Genomic DNA, 18,770 nt, shown 5'->3' on the forward strand with positions numbered 1-18,770 from the left:
AAGACCCTTTGTAAGTTCACTGAACTTATAGAGGGTCTCTTTTTTGTTTCGTTAATATAGAATTTTATTGAGAACTGCTTTAAATATCAGGGTTTCAATTGAACTGTATGCGTCTACTTCTGATGGTTTTAGGGATTAGGTAAATTTTTTTGTTAAAATATAATCTGGGAGCAGGAAAATTATATAATTAGAAACCGGATAAACAAAGAATCTATAAAGGAGAAGAAAAATGAAAAATAAAATTCATATCATGGGTGCTTCGGGATCTGGAACGTCAACACTGGGTAAAGCTTTAGCAGAAATTCTTCCCCACAAAATTTTTGATGCAGATGATTACTTTTGGATATCTAAATTTACCGAACAACGACCTATACCTGACAGAATAGAAATGCTAAAGAGTGATTTATCACAATCTGAACAGTGGATTTTATCGGGAGCCACGGTAAACTGGGGAGATTATTTCAAGTCTTATTTCGATCTCGTTATTTTCTTGTGGGTTCCATCGGAAATTAGACTCGAAAGATTGCAGAAGCGAGAAATCGAAAGATATGGGAAAGAAGTACTACCGGATGGGGATAAGCATGAACAATCGCAAATTTTTTTGGAGTGGGCTTCACTATATGATCATGCTGGTCCAGAAGTTAGAAGCAAAGTTCTGCATGAGCAGTGGATGAATGAATTATCTTGCCCGATATTAAGAATTGAAGGTGATTACTCGGTTGAAGAATGTGTGGCGATGGTTAAGGGGTACTTGAGTAAGTCATATTAAAATTAACTCTAAATTGAGAAGAAACTTTCGATATTTAACTGAAGAATTAACTTGGAAAATACATAGTGAAGGGTGAAATTAATGAATCAATCTAAAAAAATCGTGATTCGGCCTTTAACGGAACAATCCATAACTATCATCAACGACACAAATGAATCGTTCCCTATCATTGGTAAAGTCCTTCCTCGTTTTTCTGACGGCATTTGGTCTTACGAAGAACAGTTATACGATACTCTATCAGAAATCCGTTTCCCGGATGACACACTGGATTGGTCTACTTATATCGACAGCAGTGAAAAAATTGTTTTGTTAGCTTTTCATGAGAACGAATGCATTGGGCAAATCCGTCTCGTCAAAGACTGGAATCGTTTGGCCTACATTGAAAATATCGCTGTCCGAAGCAGTTTTCGGAAAAATGGTGTCGGCCATTTGTTGCTTGAAGCAGCCGAAACCTGGGCGAAGGAACAGTCGTTGATCGGCTTATCGCTTGAAGCGCAAAACGATAATCTGATTGCCTGCCGTTTTTATGCCAAAGAAGGATTTGTGCTTGGTGGGGTAGATACGCTGAAACAGTCTGCTAATCCGGAAATTGATATCACGTTGTACTGGTATAAACTGTTTGAGAAGACTAAAGGAACTGACGATGAACAAAGATGAATTGATCGCATTAGCGGGGCAGATGTCGATTGATGAATATGTGTACGATGAAGAATGGGGTTATTCTACGAGTGAAGGGCCGCCGTCTGACTTGGCTTATGAAACAGCACGGCGTTTTCAGGATATTCAAATGCTTCCTGTGTTAATGGACCTGCTTGAACAGACTAAGCGACTAGAAATGAAACAGTATTTCTACTTTATGCTTGGGACAATTGGGATGAATACAGGTGACGTACGTGTTGCTGATTTTCTGTTAGAACGGCTGGCGCAAGAGACGAAGCCGACACTAATTGTCAGCATCCTCGATGAGCCGGCGAAACAGGAACGGGTACATGACGCGACGGATATCATCCAGTATGTCGAGGATTCCCGTTCGGCTATTCGAAATTCGGCGATTGATGCACTCGGCTCCTGTCGGGGGGCTTTAGCAGAAGAGGCGTTAATTCGATTTATTACGACCTCCACCGATTCGTTTGAGATCATGAGTGCGAATTTTGTGTTGGCAACGATCGGGACGGAGCGGGTGATTCCGCATCTGTTACCGCTCCTCGATCATCCGAAAGGTGATGTCCGGCACTCGGCACTCAATGCCATCAGTGAACTAGGAGACGACTCGTTCCTGCCAATGTTTATAAAAGGTTTGGAGGATCGGTCGGTCGACGTCAAAGCATATGCGTTGCTCGGAATTGCGAAACACGGGGATGCATCCTCCATTCAGCCGGTCGTCAAACGGCTGAAGACTATGTTGAAGCGAAAGCGGCAGATTCAAAGCGACGATGGTCTGGTTGCACTGCGTTTTTTGAATCGCTATCGACAATCGGATAAGACGATTCCGGTGTTGTTTGACTGGATCATCACGAAAAGATGGGATGTCCTGTTTGACGAGGAACGACAGTGGTTGAATAAATATCGGACATCTCACTAAATGATCCGTTCAAGATGGATTGACTAAAGCACATAAAAAGAGGAGCCGGATGTTGAGTCCTGCTCCTCCTTTAGTGTTGCAGAAATCATTTGAATCACGCGACTCCTGCAGGAAAAAGCGCAAGGTGACTTGCGCTGTCAGAGACAAACAAGACCCGCTTTCCTGTCCAGAGAGGACAGGAAAACTGGCTTGTGTCTCGCCTGAGGAAAGCGCGTGAAGAAAAAGTGATTTCTTAATTCGTTTATTGTTCCAAGCCGTTCTTCTCAATGATGGCATCCGATAGGCGTAAATCCTTCCGGACATCCGCTTGTTTTTTACATAAATCAAGGTCGACTTCGCTTGTCGTCGAGACGTCATAACAGACACCGTTGCCGGCTTTTTCCGTTAAGTCCGCTTCATAATAATAGTTTTGATAACGGAACGAACCATCACGGAACGCCGTCACGTTCGGTTCATCATCGACGAGCGAGTTGCCCATCATGTAGGATGACTCGAGGTTGAGCAAGTCGACGATCGTCGGAGCAATATCGATTTGTCCGCCGTTTTCTTTGATGATCTTTCCGTCCTGTTGATTCGGTTTCTTGATGAACAGCGGAACTTGCCGGTCAAGTTCGAACAGGTCGACCGGGTTGTCGATTCCGGCTTTCTCCCGCAGTTCGCTGCCTTCGTTCGTCAAGCCGCTGTCGTGGTCACCGTAAAAGATCACGAGGGTATCATCCCACATGTTTTTCGCTTTCAATTCGTCAATCATCAGTCCGACGCCTTGATCGACATAATGAACGGTCTGGTAATACCGTTTCAGCATCGGATCGTCGTACCCTGTTAAGTCGAGTTCGCGTTCGTCTTTTGGAATCTCATACGGCGTATGACTCGTCAAGGCGACGAGGAACGAGAAGAACGGCTCTTGTAACGTCTCCATATGTTCGATCGACTTCGTCAAAAACTGTTTATCATTTAAGGCCATTCCGATTTCTTTGTTGTCCGGATAATCTTTATTACTGAAAAAGTGATTGAATCCGAGGTTGTCGTAAACTTTGTCCCGGTTCCAAAACCCTTTGTCGTAGGCGTGCATTGCGGCTGTGTCATAGCCGCTGTCTTTTAACAGTTGCGGTAAGGCGCCGAACTCATTGTCCGGGAAACGGGTGTAGACCGAGCCCGACTTCAACGGGTACAGCGACGTATTCGTAATGAATTCCGCATCCGACGTCCGTCCTTCGTGCGTTTGGTGATAAAACGACTCGAAGTAGAGCGACTCCTGTTTGAGTTCGTTTAAGTGCGGCGTCAGCTCCTGCCCGTTAATCATCTGTCCGATGACGGACCCTTGGAAGGATTCCAACTGGACCATGATGATGTTCGGTGTGTTGACAGCACCAGCCGTTTCATCCGGTGCGGATTGTTCGAGCCGTCGCCGCTCCGCTTCCGTCAATGATCCGTCCGGACTGATGGCCCGCGTGATTCCACGGGCGAGATCGACACCGTGATATCCCCAAAACCCGAGCTGGTAGTAGTCACGCATGTCGGAGATCGACTGGTCGAGCCGCTGGTCCTGTTTGACGACGGCATAGGTGAGCGGTGCTGCGAACAGCACGATGCCGGCGAGAAAAGCGGCAACCGCCGAACGATGTTGTTGTCGCTTTGCAATGTCAAACCGTTTCTTCCGTAAGAAAATTAAAACGAGTCCGAAGATGATGCTATCTGCGAACAGGAAAAAGTCGGTCGGGACGATCAGTGCCATAAAACCACTGCCCACATCACTCATTTGAAGCATTTGCGACATCAGGGAAACGGACAGTAAATCGTCAAAGTAGCGGTAATACCAAAGATCTGAGACTAACAGGAAACTATGTAGCACTAACAGACCAAGCCAGATCCATCGCCGTTTCTTCCACTGGATGAGTAGCGTCCAGCTCGATAACAGCAACATCCCGGCCAGGTTCAACAGGACGAGCTTGAATGAAACTTCTGTGTTTGTATAAAAGCTGAACAGCATGAACTTGAGCATGCCCAGTAGTAAATAAAATGCATAACCGAATCCGATCATCAAAGCCAACCTCCTTGTCTGTATCATCGTTGTCTAATGCTATTTACCCTATAACAAAAGCGAAGGAACATCACGATGTGCTAAAAATTGTGAAATGGTATATTCGTTTATTTTATAAAATATAAAAAAGGGGTTTGGAATAATTTGGTGAATTTATTCAAAAGAACGATATAGTAGGGGGAATAGCGATGACGAACAAAGAATTAGCGGTACGGTTTCAGACGTTCGCGGAACGCGAGTGTAAGGACTCGAGCCCTTTTTATGAGTACTTATCCCGTCACGTCGCGTGTGACACAGCGATCTTGACAATATGCCAACAGGCACGGGACGGACAACCGGTACCGAACCTATTGTTTGGTGCCGTCCATTATCTGTTACTAAAAGGGGTCGAGCATCCGTTAGCCCGGTATTATCCGAGTGTGACGACGGACGCCGCACCGTTCGATGAGTCATTTCCGGCTTTTCAGGATTTTTGCCGGGTCTACGAAACGGAATTGATTGAGTTGCTGACGACGCGTCTCGTCCAAACGAACGAAGTCCGGCGCTGTACCTATCTCTATCCGGTCTTCGGGATGATTCATCAAGCCGAACAGCGTCCGCTCGCGTTACTTGAGATCGGTACGAGTGCCGGTCTGCAGTTGCTGTTCGACCAGTACGCATATGACTACGGAACGGGGGAGACGTTCGGAAATCCGGCGTCGCGTCTTCGTTTGACGTCGACGATTGAAGGTGAGCATGTCCCACCGCTTGCACGGACAGCACCGCCGATTGCCGAGCGAATCGGGCTTGACTTGAACACCGTTGATTTGACGGATGACGACGAACGATTATGGTTAAAGGCCTTGATTTGGACGGAACACCGTGAGCGGCTTGAACTGTTTGAACAGGCGGCACGTTACGTCGCCGAACATCCACTCGAACTGATTGAAGGGGATGGGATTCAACTCCTTGAACCATGTGCCGAGCGAATTCCGACAGCGCATATCCTCTGTATTTTCCATACCCATGTCGCAAACCAGTTACCGCTTGCACTGAAAAAAGAACTGCTCCACGTCGTCGAGCGGATTGGACAGACGCGTGACGTCTATCACCTGTACAATAACGTCCAGGACCGTTATTTGCACCTCGATCTGTACCGGGACGGGGCACTCCATGAACAGACGATTGCTGAAACGGACGGGCACGGACGTTGGTTCAAATGGTTGTTGCCGACTGCATCCGTTCTTCCGAACTAAGAAAAAAAGAGAAGCAGGCATCGAAGTTCAGTCACAAAAAATCTTAGGATCAAGATAAAGGCGTTTTTTTACAGACAAAATGGGAAAAGATAACCTGTACATCCATTGTCCGTCACTGTCGTAGAAAAGGAGCGATTCCATGTCTAATGTGAAATTAGCAGTCATTTACTACAGTTCGACCGGTACCAATCATCAACTCGCCACGTGGGCGAAAGAGGCAGGGGAAGCTGCCGGAGCAGAAGTCCGCCTTGCAAAAGTTAAAGAAACCGCACCGGCGGAAGCGATTGCCTCGAATCCACTTTGGCAAAAACATACGGACGCGACACGTGACGTCGAAGAAGCAACCGTCGACTTACTCGACTGGGCGGACGCGATCATCTTTAGTGTGCCGACGCGGTACGGACATGTCCCGGGTCAATTCCAACAATTCCTTGATACGACGGGAGGACTTTGGGGACAAGGAAAACTTGTCGATAAAGTTGTCAGTGCAATGTCTTCTGCACAAAACCCGCATGGTGGTCAGGAAACGACCGTCCTTGCCGTCTATGCGACGATGTTCCACTGGGGTGCGATTGTCGCAGCACCCGGCTATTCGGATCCGGTGCTGTTTGCAGCAGGAGGGAACCCGTACGGAACGACGGTCACCGTCGACCAGGAAGGGAAGATGGTTGAGTCAGTTGAACCTGCCGTCCGTCATCAAGCAAAACGGACAGTCGAAGTGGCGAGCCGTCTCCTGAAGTAAGAGCGCAAATTCAAGCAATCAAAAAAGGACGATCGATAGCGTTTATCGAGCGTCCTTTTTGTATGAAGTGTGTAGTTGAAATCAAGCATTCGGATGGCGCAATGGCAAGTCGACGGTGAAAGTCGATCCTTCACCTTCGATGGATTCGACGTGGATTTCGCCGTCATGAGCACGGGCGATTTCGCGACAGATCGATAGACCCAGTCCAGTCCCGCCGATTTTGCGTGTATCCGAGTTATCGACCCGGTAGAATTTTTGGAATAATTCACCCATCGCAGAAGTCGGAATTCCGATTCCGTGGTCACGAATCGCGACGGAAGCCTGCGTATCAAGAACCGCCAATTCGATATCGATGGCTCCGCCGGCCGGTGAATATTTGATGGCATTGTTGATTAGGTTCCCGAACAATTGGCGGATTTTTTTCGCATCGCCTTCGATTAACAGGTGCGTTACATCGTGTGAGACAGTAATCACATGAGTCGTCGAAGAGAGACCGTGGAATTGTTTCAGGTCTTCAATCAGTTCGATTAAATCAAACGATTCAAACTCATATTCCTGCCGGTCTGCTTCCATCCGTTGTAAATCCAGGAAATCGTTAATCAGCAGAGATAAGCGTTTTGTCTCCGAGTGAACAGCTTCGAGGTAAGTCTTTTGCCGCTTCGGTGACAGCTCACGTTCGATCATCAATTCGGTAAATCCGTAAATCGATGACAAGGGTGTCCGTAATTCGTGCGAGATCGTCGAAACGAGTTCATTTTTTAAACGATCGATTTCGACTTCATTCGTGACGTCACGCATGACGAGCATGATGCCACGGAACTGACCACCATAGTGGATTTTTTCAGAATATGTTTTGATAAAACGTTTTTCCTGATCGATCGAGAACAGGATACCTTCACCGATTTCGTGCTCAATAAAGGTTTGATGCAAATAACGCTCAAACTCAGGCAGTTGGTCAACCCGGTATTTTAAATTGACGATTGATTCATCAATATCAAGCAACCAGTCGACTTCCGAATCTTGTTCGATTGAATGGTTGAATAGATCAAGTAACGGCCGGTTAATTAACTGATTGGAGCCGTCCAGTTCAATGTAGACGACGGATTCTCGGATGGAGTTTAGAAGACGGGATGTCTTCTCACGTTCACGGTCGATCTCATCAAACGTTCGCATCCGAAGCAGGGATAGGGCGAGTTGACGTGAGAAGGTCGCAAGTTCTTCTTGTTCTTGTTTGTTGAAGGCCATGTCTAAACGCATTAAATAGATATAGGCAATGATTTCATCCGTGCTCGGATCAAGAACCGGAGTAACGGCTAAGGCGCGTTCAGCATTTTGTGCCGTATGCGGTATCTTATCACGGCGCGCTTGACGGATTAATGGTTCAATCGTCGCGATCAAGGTGTCCTGTTCTTGATCTGTCATCGCGTGCGAGATGATATTGGTTACAGTCGTTCCTTCTTTAAAGATAAGTGATCCATGCGTCGACCCTGTAATTTCAACCATTTTTTCGATGACAGCAGGATAAGCCGTCACGGAGTCACGGGAAGCAAGCGTCTCTGTCAGTTGGTTCCGTATTTTTAGTAATGCTTCATTGCGTAACGTCACTTTGAGTGCTTGTTCCAAGTTATCGTTCGTCGACATCAGGCGATGCTTGTTATCAATCAGGGCGGATGCCATCTGATGAAACGATTTACTAAGTTCGCCGATTTCGTCAGAGCGTTCAATCGGAATCAGTGGTGCTGTATGTTGTCCTTGCGCGAGCAATTTACTTTCTTTACTCAGCAGTTGGATTTGACGCGTCGTCCGTTCGATGAAAGGACGAACGAGGAGTAACACGACGAGAAACAGGACTGCTAGGTTGATTAACCAGATCCAACCGGCGTATTTCGTCTGTTGAACGAGTTGGTCTTTTGCTGTTGCTTCCTTTGCGTTTAAGCTGTTTCGGTAACTCGTAAAGACACTTTCCATCGTGTTGACACTCGTGCGCATCGTTTCGCTATCGGAAGCATCCATTTTAAATTTCCGGTCAGGGTCTGACGGAATGTCTGGCATCATTGCTTTTAAACTCGGCATCTCAAGAAACGTTTCATCAATCGCTCCTGACTGTTTCGCTTGGACGTAACGGATGAGACTCGGCATGACGAATTTCGTATACGACGTATAGAGCGATCGGATGTCAGTCGCATAAATTTGATCAGCTTCATAAATCCGATTTTGTTCGAACCATTTCGTCTGGCGCTCGAGTGATGCTTGTTTCGACTCGATCACATCCATGACGGCGTCATCTCCGAAGACGACATAGCCCCTGACTTCATACTGAAGCGACTGCCATGTATCCCAGAGCTTCGTCGCGCGGTCTTCTCTGGTGCTGATATCGTCAATCCTACTTTCGGCATTAGCGACTTGATGATTTGTATAAAAGTAAGCAGCAATCGAGGTCGTTGAAAGTACAAGTAAGATAAGATAAAAAGCGAACATGATTTGCCGACTGATTTTTTTATTTAACCATTTATTCATATAATTTTTAAATGCTCCTTTACGTCAGCGTATATATGCATTAGATGTAACTTGTGTACATATTTTTCTTATCATAATCGTACATTTTTTAGACTTAAAAATATAGAAGAAAAATTAAAATATCTTTAATATGAGAAATTAACATTAGAAAAGACATACTGATTGACAGTATGCCTGAGCGTAGAATTGAACTTAGTTAAGTTAGTGTTTTACTTGAATGGCTTGGGTGAAGTGACCGGATCATGCTTCTGCGACGACGACCTTCCCAATCGTCTTCCCACTTTCGACGAGACGATGGGCTTCTTTTAAGTTTGCTGCATTGATGTCGGTCAAGGTTTTCGTGACCGTCGTTTCTAACTCCTCTGCATCGAGCCACGCCGCGACTTGCGTCAAGATATCGTGTTGGCGCATCATGTCAGGCGTTTGGAACAGGGACCGGGTGAACATGAATTCCCAGACGAAGTTCGCACTTTTCTGTTGCAGGGCACTTAAATCAAGCAATTTGTCGGTTTCGACGATGCTGCAAATACTTCCTTGCGGCGCAATGACATCGACCATCGCTTCAAAATGCTGATCGGTCGCATTCAAACAAAAGATGTAGTCAACATACGAATAACCGAGTGCTTCCAGTTGCGGGCGGAAGTCTTCGTGGTGGTTGATCGTATGGTGTGCCCCGTGTGCTTTTGCCCAGTCGATCGTTTCACTGCGCGAAGCCGTCCCGATGACGGTCAGTCCGGCTTTGTTCGCGAGTTGCGTCGCGATGGAACCGACACCACCGGCTGCACCGACGATTAAAATCGTCTTGTCGAGGTTCGACTTGGCGTCAAACGAGATATGGAGGCGATCGGTTAATGCTTCGTATGCCGTCAGTGTTGTCAACGGCAACGCCGCCGCTTCAGCGAACGTCAACCGTTCCGGTTTTTTCGCGACGATTCGCTCGTCGACGAGTTGGAACGTACTGTTTGATCCCGGACGATTGATGGCACCGGCATAATAGACTTCGTCACCGACTTCGAACCGCCCGACGTCATTCCCGACTTCGACGATGATTCCGGCAGCATCGTAACCGATGACTTTCGGTTCTGTTTCATCTTGACCATGTGCCCGGACTTTCGTATCGACCGGATTGACGGAAACGGCTTTGACTTCGACGAGTACATCATGACCAGTCGCTTCCGGACGTGGCAGTTCAAGATCAATCAAACTATTCTCTTCTGTAATCGGCAAGTGTTGGTGAAATCCAACGGCTTTCATCTGTGTCATCTGTCGTCATCCTTTCCTGTTTCAGGTATCTCTTCAAAATGTTCCACCGTGTAGCTGAAATGAAACGTCTACAGAAAGAAGGAAACACTAACGCTTTGAATGCTAATTGTGCGTCAACAAAAAAAGCCCCATCGATCAGACGACGCATTTAAAGATGCGCAGCCGTGTGAGTAAGGGGCTTTTTGAATGAGTATTATAATGCAGGTGTTTTTGTCGGGGCGACTCCAGTAGTTGCGTAAGTTGCATCGATGTCTTGGCGGATTTTTTTGATCGGTGTTCCTTGTTGGTAGGCGACGATGGATTGTGCCGCGATATCGAGACATGTCCCGCATGTGATGCCGTGTGTCGTCCACGTCGTTTCACCTGCTGCTGTCTGATCGGCGATGAAACAGTCATAGTTACTCGTATGACCGGCTGTCTCACCGCATCCGCAGTAACACGGCATCTTTTCAAGTAAGTCTTGATGCTTGGCGACGGCAAGATAAATCGTTTGGATCGATTCATCGGTTTCTTTTAAGAAAGCGGGTGCAATCGTCTTGGCACTCGTTTTTTCGAGTTGATCCCCTGCACCGTGCGTCTCGTGCTCTGCATGTTCTGTGCTCATCTGCTTGTCTGTATGTTGTTCCGCTGGGGCACAAGCGCCGAGCGCTAGACTTGCCGTCAACGTTAGTGTAAACCAACGTACTTGTCGTTTCATGAACTTCCCTCCAAATCGATTTCCTCTATCAGTCAGTATACCGTGTCGTTTAATCGATTTGAGAGGGGGATGATGACGATTTAATGACTAGCTCATTTCAATTGTTGTTCAATCGTATCGAAGTTCGCTTCCATCATCGTCAAATAGGTCGATCCGTCTTTTCCTTCGGCACCGAGTGAATCGGTGTAGAGCGTACCACCGATCGGGACGCCGGTTTCACGCGAGACAGTTTCCATGCTCCGACGATCGACGCTCGTTTCGACGAACAGGACGGGAATCTCTTGTTGTTTAATCAAGTCGACGACGCGGCGAACTTGATCCGGCGTCCCTTGGTTATCTGAATTGATTTCCCAAATGTAATCGGCTTTAAAATCGTAAGCATCGCTAAAGTATTTAAAAGCACCTTCGCTCGTAATCAGGTGACGTTGTTCTTCCGGTATCCGGGCAAAGCGTTCTTTTGCTCGCGTATCGAGTGTTTCAAGTTCTTGAATATAGGACGATGCATTTTTTTCATAATCAGCTTTATGTTCCGGGTCTTCTTTAATGAGACCGTCTTTGACATTTTCGACATACTGAATTCCGTTTTGAAGATCGAGCCATGCATGGGGATCGGTTTCCTGTTCTTTCCCTTTAGATGTCAGGTACTTCGGATCGACACCTTGACTCAGTTCATAGACAGGAGCATCTTTATCGTCTTTGTTCGTACTTGAACGTAATTTGTTGAACCATGAACCTCCAGCTTCAAGGTTGAGTCCGTTGTAAAAGACGACATCGGCATCTGCCATTTTTCGAACATCCGTCGGAAGTGGGTCATATTCATGCGGGTTTGCTCCGATTTTGACCATACTATGGACCTCGACGTGTTCACCGCCGACGACGCGGGCCATGTCCTCTAAAATCGAATAGGTCGTGACGACCTGAAGTTTATCGTTGTCTGTTGATTCACTTGAACATCCAGCGAGTAGCGCGCTGAGACCGACGAGTGGAATGAGCGTTTTTAATTTCATGAAGCAACCTCCTTTGTTGATGTTTTCCATTTCCGCATCAAACCGTGGCGCGGGGAAAAAATGAAGACGAGCGCAAACAATGCGGTTGCGACGAGAACAATCGACGCACCGGAAGACAGATTGTACGTGAAGCTCAAGTAAAGACCGATGATGGCGGAAATCGTTCCGAAGCTGGCCGACAGGAAAATCATCCGTGAGAGCCGGTTCGTCAACAGATAGGCTGTCGCAGCAGGCGTAATCAGCATCGCGACGACGAGAATGATGCCGACGGTCTGTAAGGAGGCGACCGTGACGAGCGTCAACATCATCATCAGTAAATAATGGATGAATCGTGTCGAAAGACCGTAGGCAGCTGCCATCGTCGGGTCGAACGAGGTCACGAGTAATTCCTTGTAAAAGAGATAAATGCCACCGAGGACGATGATACCGATGATGAGGGTCATCCACATATCACTCGGACGGACGGCGAGCACGTTACCGAACAGGATGTGGTACAGGTCGCTGCTACTGCGTAAAAATGAAATCAGGATAATCCCGAGAGCGAAGGCGGACGTGAAGAGAATGCCGATCGCTGTATCATTCTTGATACGACTGTTTTGGCTGACGAATCCAATCCCGAGTGCCGTCAGCAGACCCGTTGCGACCGCTCCGATGAAGAAGTTGATTCCAAGCAAGTAGGAAATCGCGACACCGGGTAAGACGGCGTGCGAAATCGCGTCGCCCATCAAAGACATGCCGCGCAAAATGATGAAACATCCGATCACGCCGCAAATCACACCGACCATGATGGACGTGATGAGTGCTTTTTGTAAAAAATCGTATTGAAAAATCGCTTCGATGAAATTCATGAGGAGACCTCCGCTTTCTTCAAGAAGGCAAGTGGATTCCCGTAAGCCCCTTCAATCGTATCTGCTTGCAAGACCTCTTCCGGTCGACCGTACGCGATTACCGTCTTGTTAAGGAGTAATAATTCGTCAAAATAATCAGCTGCCTTACTCAAATCGTGATGGACGACGATGATCGTTTTGCCTTCGTCACGCAACGTGCGCAGGAGATCGATGATGACACGTTCACTGACGACATCGACACCAACGAACGGTTCGTCGAGTAATAAAAGTTCAGCTTCCTGTGCGAGCGCACGAGCTAAGAAGACCCGTTGTTGCTGTCCACCAGACAGTTCACCGATTTGGCGGTCGGCGAACTCACTCATGCCGACGCGTTCAAGACAAGCACTCGCAAAAGCGCGGTGGTGTTTGTTCGGTCGTTTGAACAACCCGAGCTTCGGATAACAACCAATCAGTACGGCATCGAGGACACGAATCGGAAAATCCCAATCGATGGCACTCCGTTGTGGGACATAGGCGATTTGAGTTCGCGTCGCATCAATCGTTTGTCCGAGCAGGGTGATTTTTTTAGCTTGCGCAGGAATCAACTCCATTAAGGCTTTGATGAACGTTGATTTCCCGGCCCCGTTCGGACCGATGATGCCGACGAGCTGACCGGATAAAATGTTTAACGACACATCTTCAAGTGCCGTCGTCTCAAAATAGGAGACAGATAAGTGTTCTACTTCTATCGCGTACATCGTACATGCTCCTTTCAAATTTTAATGAAGGTATAAAAAGTTTCCTTAGGGCAAAAAAAGAACTAAAAAAATTAGATTGCATAAAGTCATGTATCATTCGTTAAACTATAAATGTTTCCTTAGGGCAAACTTTAACGGGTTTGTCTGCAAATGTCAACTGGATTCAAAGGGGGGAGCTTTTGAACATCTCATGCTAAGATAAAGAAGGAGAAAACGTGGGGGTGGTAACGTGAGTCAGTCGAATGAACAACAGTGGAAGTTATTATTGCTGGATGCGCTGTTAAAAGAGCGTCGTGAACAAGCACAACAAGCGATTGAGGAAGTCTATCCCTATGACTTAGCAAAGCTTTATGTTGAGCTAGAACCAGTCGAGCAAGAACGGCTGCTTCGTTATCTCGATCACGAGCGTTTAGCAGATGTCATTGAGGAACTTGAGCTTGAACAACAATTAGAAGTCTTGCGTCGACTCGATGTCGAACATGCAGGTCACGTAATGGACTTGATGGAAAACGATGATTTAGTTGACCTCTTAGAAGAGCTGCAAGAAGAGGAAGTCGACCGCCTTCTGTCCGGTATGCGTCAGGATGAAGCGCTCGTCGTCCGAAACCTGCTGACCTATCCAGTCGAGACAGCCGGTCGCTTGATGACAAACCGTTTTATTTGGGTCCCGGAAGACTTCACGGTCGGAGAGACCGTCGAAAAGATGCGTGACTATATCGAGTATTCGGAAACGATTAATTATGTCTACGTCGTCAATCAGTTGAGTGAACTCGTCGGTGTCATCTCATACCGGAATTTAATTCTTGCGAATAATGCCGAGCAGATTGGTGACGTCATGGATCAAAAAGTCATCCGTGTATCGGCTGAAACCGATCAGGAAGATGTCGCGAAGATGTTCGAACGCTATGACCTCGTTTCGTTACCTGTCGTCGAAGGCGATGTACTCGTCGGTCTGATTACGGTCGATGATGCGTTAGATGTTTTACGGGAAGAAGCGAATGAGGACATCGAGAAGCTGGCAGCGTCCGGTAAGTCGATTGATTTTGAGACGAAACCACTGATTGCCGCAACACGTCGGTTGCCTTGGTTGATTTTATTACTGTTCATCGGCCTCGTTTCCGGTTCGATCATCAGTCAGTTTGAGGAGACACTATCGAAAGTCGTTGCGCTCGCCTTCTTCATGCCGATGATTGCCGGGATGACCGGAAACACAGGAACGCAATCACTTGCGGTCGTTGTCCGGGGGTTGATTACACGGGAAGTCGACAAAAAGGTCGTTACGCGTTTGATTTTACGGGAATTCCGCGTCGGTTTAATCATCGGGGTGACGTGTGGAATTTTAATCGCCATCATTGCCTATGTCTGGCAGGGAAATCCGATTCTTGGTCTCGTCGTCGGTAGTTCGTTAATCATCACGTTGATTTTCGGAACGCTCGCCGGGACAATCATTCCGCTGATTTTGCACCGGTTGAAGATTGACCCGGCGATTGCCTCGGGTCCACTCATTACGACGCTCAATGACATCTTGTCGTTACTCGTTTATTTCGGGATTGCGACTGCCTTTATCAATCATTTGATGTGAAACATTGAAGAAGCACGCCTGACGATTTGTCAGGCGTGCTTCTTTCGTGTAGACAAAGTTGTAGTCGTGAAAGGAGAGCGTCGTTCATTTCGTTGCTTTCCCCGCAGGAGTCAACGAAACATGATGCTTTTTAGGCGTGTCGCTTTGAAGACGAGAAAGCGCTATAAGGCAGTATACCTACATGAACTCTTCGACCTCGATAAGCGATACATCGCCTGAATCAAGGCGTCATCCGTGTCCAAACAGCGAGCGGACCGATATCATCAAATCCGGCTTCGAGTGCTGTGATCAGTTGATCGCCATACTCGTAGCCGACGATTCGTTGCCCGGGAAAATGGGCTGAACTGAGCCGAATGACATCGTCCCATAAGCGCTCGTCTAGATAATCCGATGTTAAATGCGAAAGTCCCGTCGTCTGTCCGTTCGAAAAAGCGATAAAGGCAGCTTGTTGTTGATCGGAGAAAAACAGGCGGACCTCTTTTCGATTGAATAGGTCACGTGGTAAGTCATGGACGTCGACGAGTTTGAAAAACTGTTCTGCAAGCCGCACGTTTGTCACGACCGTCCAGTCAGGCGGCAGGGCCCGACGATCATAAATCGGTTGGCGTGCAATCCACTCTGCTGTAAAGAGATGAGTCAGACCGTCTTTTGAAAAATCATAGCTCGCCGTACAATCTTTGATACTGCTTGCTGTATCGAACGTCAAGTGTTGATGGGGCGTCCGAATCATCACTTCTGGATACAGTGCAGGCACGTCTCCGGTCGCAATCCATTGATCGTCCGTTTCCTTTACGGTACAGCCGTGGAGCTTACAGATGAGCCGACACCAGTCGAAGTTGTTTTGAATCGCGGCTTGTCGCATCGGACGTTCTCCCTTCATCAATCTTCGTCGGGTTGCTTAATCAATACGTACGAGAGGGTAGCAATCAAGGTCAGGAACAGACCGCATCCAATCGTAATGTAGGCCATCGTGAAGATTTTACTAAGTGTCGTCGTCGGGACGAACGTCGGGTGACCGATCGTACTGAGCGTCGTGATGCAGAAATAGAGAGCATCGACGATCGACAAATTTTCTTCGGTGCTATAGAAAATTGTTCCGGAAACTAACGTCAACAAACAGAGGAACAGGAGTCCCTGGAAATAAGAAATCTGAAACGCTCGTCGAATGCCTTTGAACAACCGTGAAAAAATCGCTAAAAATGAAATCATACAAATCTCCTTAATGCTGACGCAATGTTTTGTCCATCGTATCATGAATCCGGTAATCATTTTTACCGTTGTTTTTGACGTCATACATCGCCTGGTCTGCATGGTGAATCAATGTATCAAGGTTGATCCCGTGGTCAGGTGAGAAACTGATCCCGATACTCGTTCGGATGTCGATTAATTCTTCAGCTAGCGTGAAAGGATTGACTTGGAACCGCTCGAGCAAGGACGTCGCGAAGTGGTGCAGCTGTTCTGGTGTCTGGTCATAGAGCAATAAGAAAAATTCATCGCCTCCGACACGTGCCGCAAATCCGATTTCTGCAACATGTTCTTCTAGCAGCTGTGCGATGTGAATTAAATATTCATCACCGATTTGATGACCGAACGTATCGTTGATCGCTTTGAATCCGTCGAGATCGACGACGGCAATCGAGCAACTCGCGTGTTGTAAGAGTTCCGCCGCGGCTGTTTCGTAAAAGCTGCGTCGGTTCGGAATCTTCGTCAAGGGATCGTTATAGGCGAAGAAACGAATCGCTTGTTCCGCCTCTTTCGAAGCTTGAATGTCACGAATGAGCAACATCCCATGCAGTTCTTGTTCGATGAAAACGAAATCCCCATCCATGACGACATACCGTTCCTGTTTTTGAATCGTCGCGACTTTCGTTTCGTATTCGATGAATTGATTAGAAGAGTCAAAGTGGTGTGTGTAATGTTCGAGCCAGTCCGTTCGCTTGTTTTGCGGCAAGTAATCAAGGAACGACTGTCCGACGAGTTCCGTTTCTTCGAGCAGTTGATAGGCGGCCGGATTAGCACTTTCGATGACGCCACTGCGGTCTAGAAGAACGATGGCTGACGGGTTCAAGTTGTAGAGTGTCGCGAAGCGTGTTTGATAAGAAGCCAAGAAATCAAATCGACGCATTGACATCGTGATGGCAGCCGCCCAAAAGAGTCCGCCATACATATACGCATACGGTGGGATCTTGCCGTAAAACGAAAAGTAACCGAACAAAATGTTCCAGATGAGTGTGAGCGAAGCAGCGAAAATCAGTAAGGTGATAATCCCCCGCCGCGCATCGTTTAATTGTTTGCGTGTATAAACAAGTAACGTGAAGACCAAGGTGTGAAACACGTTTCCGACGGTGATTGTAATTAAATAAGATGAATTGAATTCTGGGTAGATGAACAGACCGACTTGTTCAAAACGTTGGCTGTTGATGACATTCGTTTGAAAGAGATAAGTTACGAGGACGATGAGCATCGGTGCATAAAAAATCCCGGGATACAAAAAACGGGGGATTTTTTTTCGAAGATTTGAGACACGAAAGATAAAGTGAAGAGACGTACTAAATACAAGTAATCCGGCATTTCCGAACCAGTACGTCACGAAAGCCGGACTCATTTCAATCGGCGAAGCATTTCGGAAAAATTCGCCTAAGAACATCATCCCGTAAGCAAATGTGAACAGACTTAACAGGCGGTGTTCCGCTCGTTTCGGGTTGCGTAAGAAAATGTCGACGGACATATAAAACATGATGAACGTGGGTAGTAGATAAACCGCGGTAAACAAAAATAATGTCGTCATGACAAGACCGCCCTTTCTAAGCTGTAGGTATATAGTCTCAGTATAGGACGTCTGACGAGAGGATGACGGCGTTTTTTTTACAAGAGGGAAATCATTCAAGATTTAATGTCAATTGACGTGTCTTCATGATACCGATTAATCCAGACGGATCGGCAGATGTCTTATGCGCGACGAAAGCCTCGTCGACCGGTGTCGTGCGGACGCGCAACGGTTTTGGTTCTTTCATGTGGACGAGGGCATAAACCAACTCAGCGATTTCACGCGATGCTTGGCGCGTCGCATGGTGTTTCCGGTACAGACGTAAATAATTTTCGACGATTGGTTTAAAATCATCCTCATGCAAGCCGCCTGACTGCTCGAGCTGGTCAAGAACGTTTGCCGTGAAGTTCGTCTCGACGGCACCGGGCTCAATCAGTGTCACATCAATTGAAAAGAACGGTTTGTAATAGGTCGCGAGGCTTTCGAGTAAACCTTCGACGGCAAATTTGCTCGCACAATAAATTTCATTGAGTGGTTGTCCGACGAGTCCGCTCGTACTTGAAGTCGCGAGCAAGTGACTCCCGTGCGGTGCCGCTTTTAACAGGGGCAGACACTGTTCAATCGTTCGCATCACGCCAAAGACGTTCGTCTCAAACAGTTGGTTGATCTCATAACTCGTCGCCTGCCCGATTGCCCGCAGTAAGCCTTGGCCGGCATTACAAAACAAGACATCGAGATGACCGACCTCTTGTTCGATTTGGTGAGAAGCTGCTTTCAAACTTTTCGTATCCGTGACATCAAGTGTAATGAAGCGAAGGTGAGTAGAACTAAAGTCTTCAAGTGTTTCCGTTCGTTCGCGTACCCCCGCGTAAACTGTCCATCCGGATTCAGCAAAGCGACGAGCTGTCGCTAATCCGATTCCTGACGAGGCACCCGTAATTAACATGGATTTCATATCGTCGTCCCTCCTTATCTAATGTGGC

General features: G+C 47.1%; 17 protein-coding genes. 6 read left to right on the top strand and 11 right to left on the bottom strand.

Annotation, left to right across the window (positions count from 1 at the left end; translation table 11 throughout):
- Positions 1-229 precede the first annotated feature (229 nt).
- From KNP98_RS11820 to KNP98_RS11830, 3 genes are all read left to right on the top strand, one after another.
- The gene (locus tag KNP98_RS11820; RefSeq protein ID WP_214811502.1) at positions 230-769 is read left to right on the top strand and encodes a P-loop NTPase family protein; all 540 of its coding nucleotides are present in this window, start codon (positions 230-232) and stop codon (positions 767-769) included.
- Between the two features lie 81 nt (positions 770-850).
- Entirely contained in the window at positions 851-1,426 is a 576-nt protein-coding gene (locus KNP98_RS11825) for a GNAT family N-acetyltransferase (RefSeq protein WP_214811505.1), read from the top strand.
- Positions 1,413-2,351, top strand: a complete 939-nt coding sequence (locus tag KNP98_RS11830; protein ID WP_214811508.1) for a HEAT repeat domain-containing protein — start codon at positions 1,413-1,415, stop codon at positions 2,349-2,351. Before KNP98_RS11825 ends, KNP98_RS11830 begins: the two co-directional genes overlap by 14 nt.
- Positions 2,352-2,592: 241 nt before the next feature.
- Here the strand turns inward: KNP98_RS11830 and KNP98_RS11835 are convergent, their stop codons facing one another.
- Entirely contained in the window at positions 2,593-4,392 is a 1,800-nt protein-coding gene (locus KNP98_RS11835; RefSeq protein ID WP_214811510.1) for an LTA synthase family protein, read from the bottom strand.
- 188 nt (positions 4,393-4,580) lie between these two features.
- Between KNP98_RS11835 and KNP98_RS11840 the strand changes: the two genes are divergently transcribed.
- Together KNP98_RS11840 and wrbA are read left to right on the top strand one after the other, a co-directional pair.
- A complete protein-coding gene (locus KNP98_RS11840) occupies positions 4,581-5,627 on the top strand; it encodes a DUF2332 domain-containing protein (RefSeq protein ID WP_214811513.1) in 1,047 nt (348 codons plus the stop codon).
- Positions 5,628-5,766: 139 nt separating this feature from the next.
- A complete protein-coding gene (wrbA, locus tag KNP98_RS11845; RefSeq protein WP_088838019.1) occupies positions 5,767-6,369 on the top strand; it encodes an NAD(P)H:quinone oxidoreductase in 603 nt (200 codons plus the stop codon).
- An 81-nt stretch (positions 6,370-6,450) separates the two neighbouring features.
- Here wrbA and KNP98_RS11850 read toward each other — a convergent pair whose 3' ends face one another.
- The 6 genes from KNP98_RS11850 to KNP98_RS11875 all read right to left on the bottom strand — a co-directional run bounded on the left by KNP98_RS11850 (position 6,451) and on the right by KNP98_RS11875 (position 13,438).
- The gene (locus KNP98_RS11850; protein WP_214811516.1) at positions 6,451-8,886 is read right to left on the bottom strand and encodes a HAMP domain-containing sensor histidine kinase; all 2,436 of its coding nucleotides are present in this window, start codon (positions 8,884-8,886) and stop codon (positions 6,451-6,453) included.
- Positions 8,887-9,126: 240 nt separating this feature from the next.
- The gene (locus tag KNP98_RS11855) at positions 9,127-10,149 is read right to left on the bottom strand and encodes a zinc-binding alcohol dehydrogenase family protein (protein WP_214770946.1); all 1,023 of its coding nucleotides are present in this window, start codon (positions 10,147-10,149) and stop codon (positions 9,127-9,129) included.
- Positions 10,150-10,342: 193 nt separating this feature from the next.
- Entirely contained in the window at positions 10,343-10,846 is a 504-nt protein-coding gene (locus tag KNP98_RS11860; RefSeq protein WP_088838016.1) for a PCYCGC motif-containing (lipo)protein, read from the bottom strand.
- 92 nt (positions 10,847-10,938) lie between these two features.
- Positions 10,939-11,853, bottom strand: a complete 915-nt coding sequence (locus KNP98_RS11865; RefSeq protein ID WP_088838015.1) for a metal ABC transporter substrate-binding protein — start codon at positions 11,851-11,853, stop codon at positions 10,939-10,941.
- The gene (locus KNP98_RS11870; RefSeq protein ID WP_029331835.1) at positions 11,850-12,701 is read right to left on the bottom strand and encodes a metal ABC transporter permease; all 852 of its coding nucleotides are present in this window, start codon (positions 12,699-12,701) and stop codon (positions 11,850-11,852) included. Before KNP98_RS11870 ends, KNP98_RS11865 begins: the two co-directional genes overlap by 4 nt.
- Entirely contained in the window at positions 12,698-13,438 is a 741-nt protein-coding gene (locus KNP98_RS11875; protein ID WP_214811519.1) for a metal ABC transporter ATP-binding protein, read from the bottom strand. Before KNP98_RS11875 ends, KNP98_RS11870 begins: the two co-directional genes overlap by 4 nt.
- Before the next feature lie 229 nt (positions 13,439-13,667).
- Here KNP98_RS11875 and mgtE point away from each other — a divergent pair, with 229 nt between their 5' ends.
- Positions 13,668-15,020: a magnesium transporter gene (gene mgtE / locus KNP98_RS11880; RefSeq protein WP_088838012.1), complete on the top strand. Its 1,353-nt coding sequence runs from the start codon at positions 13,668-13,670 to the stop codon at positions 15,018-15,020.
- A gap of 220 nt (positions 15,021-15,240) precedes the next feature.
- Here mgtE and KNP98_RS11885 read toward each other — a convergent pair whose 3' ends face one another.
- From KNP98_RS11885 to KNP98_RS11900, 4 genes are all read right to left on the bottom strand, one after another.
- Complete coding sequence (locus KNP98_RS11885; RefSeq protein WP_214811522.1) at positions 15,241-15,882, bottom strand: hypothetical protein; 642 nt, start codon at positions 15,880-15,882, stop codon at positions 15,241-15,243.
- A gap of 17 nt (positions 15,883-15,899) precedes the next feature.
- The gene (locus tag KNP98_RS11890) at positions 15,900-16,229 is read right to left on the bottom strand and encodes a potassium channel family protein (RefSeq protein ID WP_029331830.1); all 330 of its coding nucleotides are present in this window, start codon (positions 16,227-16,229) and stop codon (positions 15,900-15,902) included.
- A gap of 10 nt (positions 16,230-16,239) precedes the next feature.
- A complete protein-coding gene (locus KNP98_RS11895) occupies positions 16,240-17,808 on the bottom strand; it encodes a GGDEF domain-containing protein (RefSeq protein WP_088838010.1) in 1,569 nt (522 codons plus the stop codon).
- A gap of 91 nt (positions 17,809-17,899) precedes the next feature.
- On the bottom strand, positions 17,900-18,742 hold the full coding sequence (locus KNP98_RS11900) for an SDR family NAD(P)-dependent oxidoreductase (protein WP_214767814.1): 843 nt from the start codon (positions 18,740-18,742) through the stop codon (positions 17,900-17,902).
- Positions 18,743-18,770 lie beyond the last annotated feature (28 nt).

Origin of the sequence: Exiguobacterium sp. s127, from assembly GCF_018618695.1 — a bacterium.
GTDB lineage: Bacteria > Bacillota > Bacilli > Exiguobacteriales > Exiguobacteriaceae > Exiguobacterium_A > Exiguobacterium_A oxidotolerans.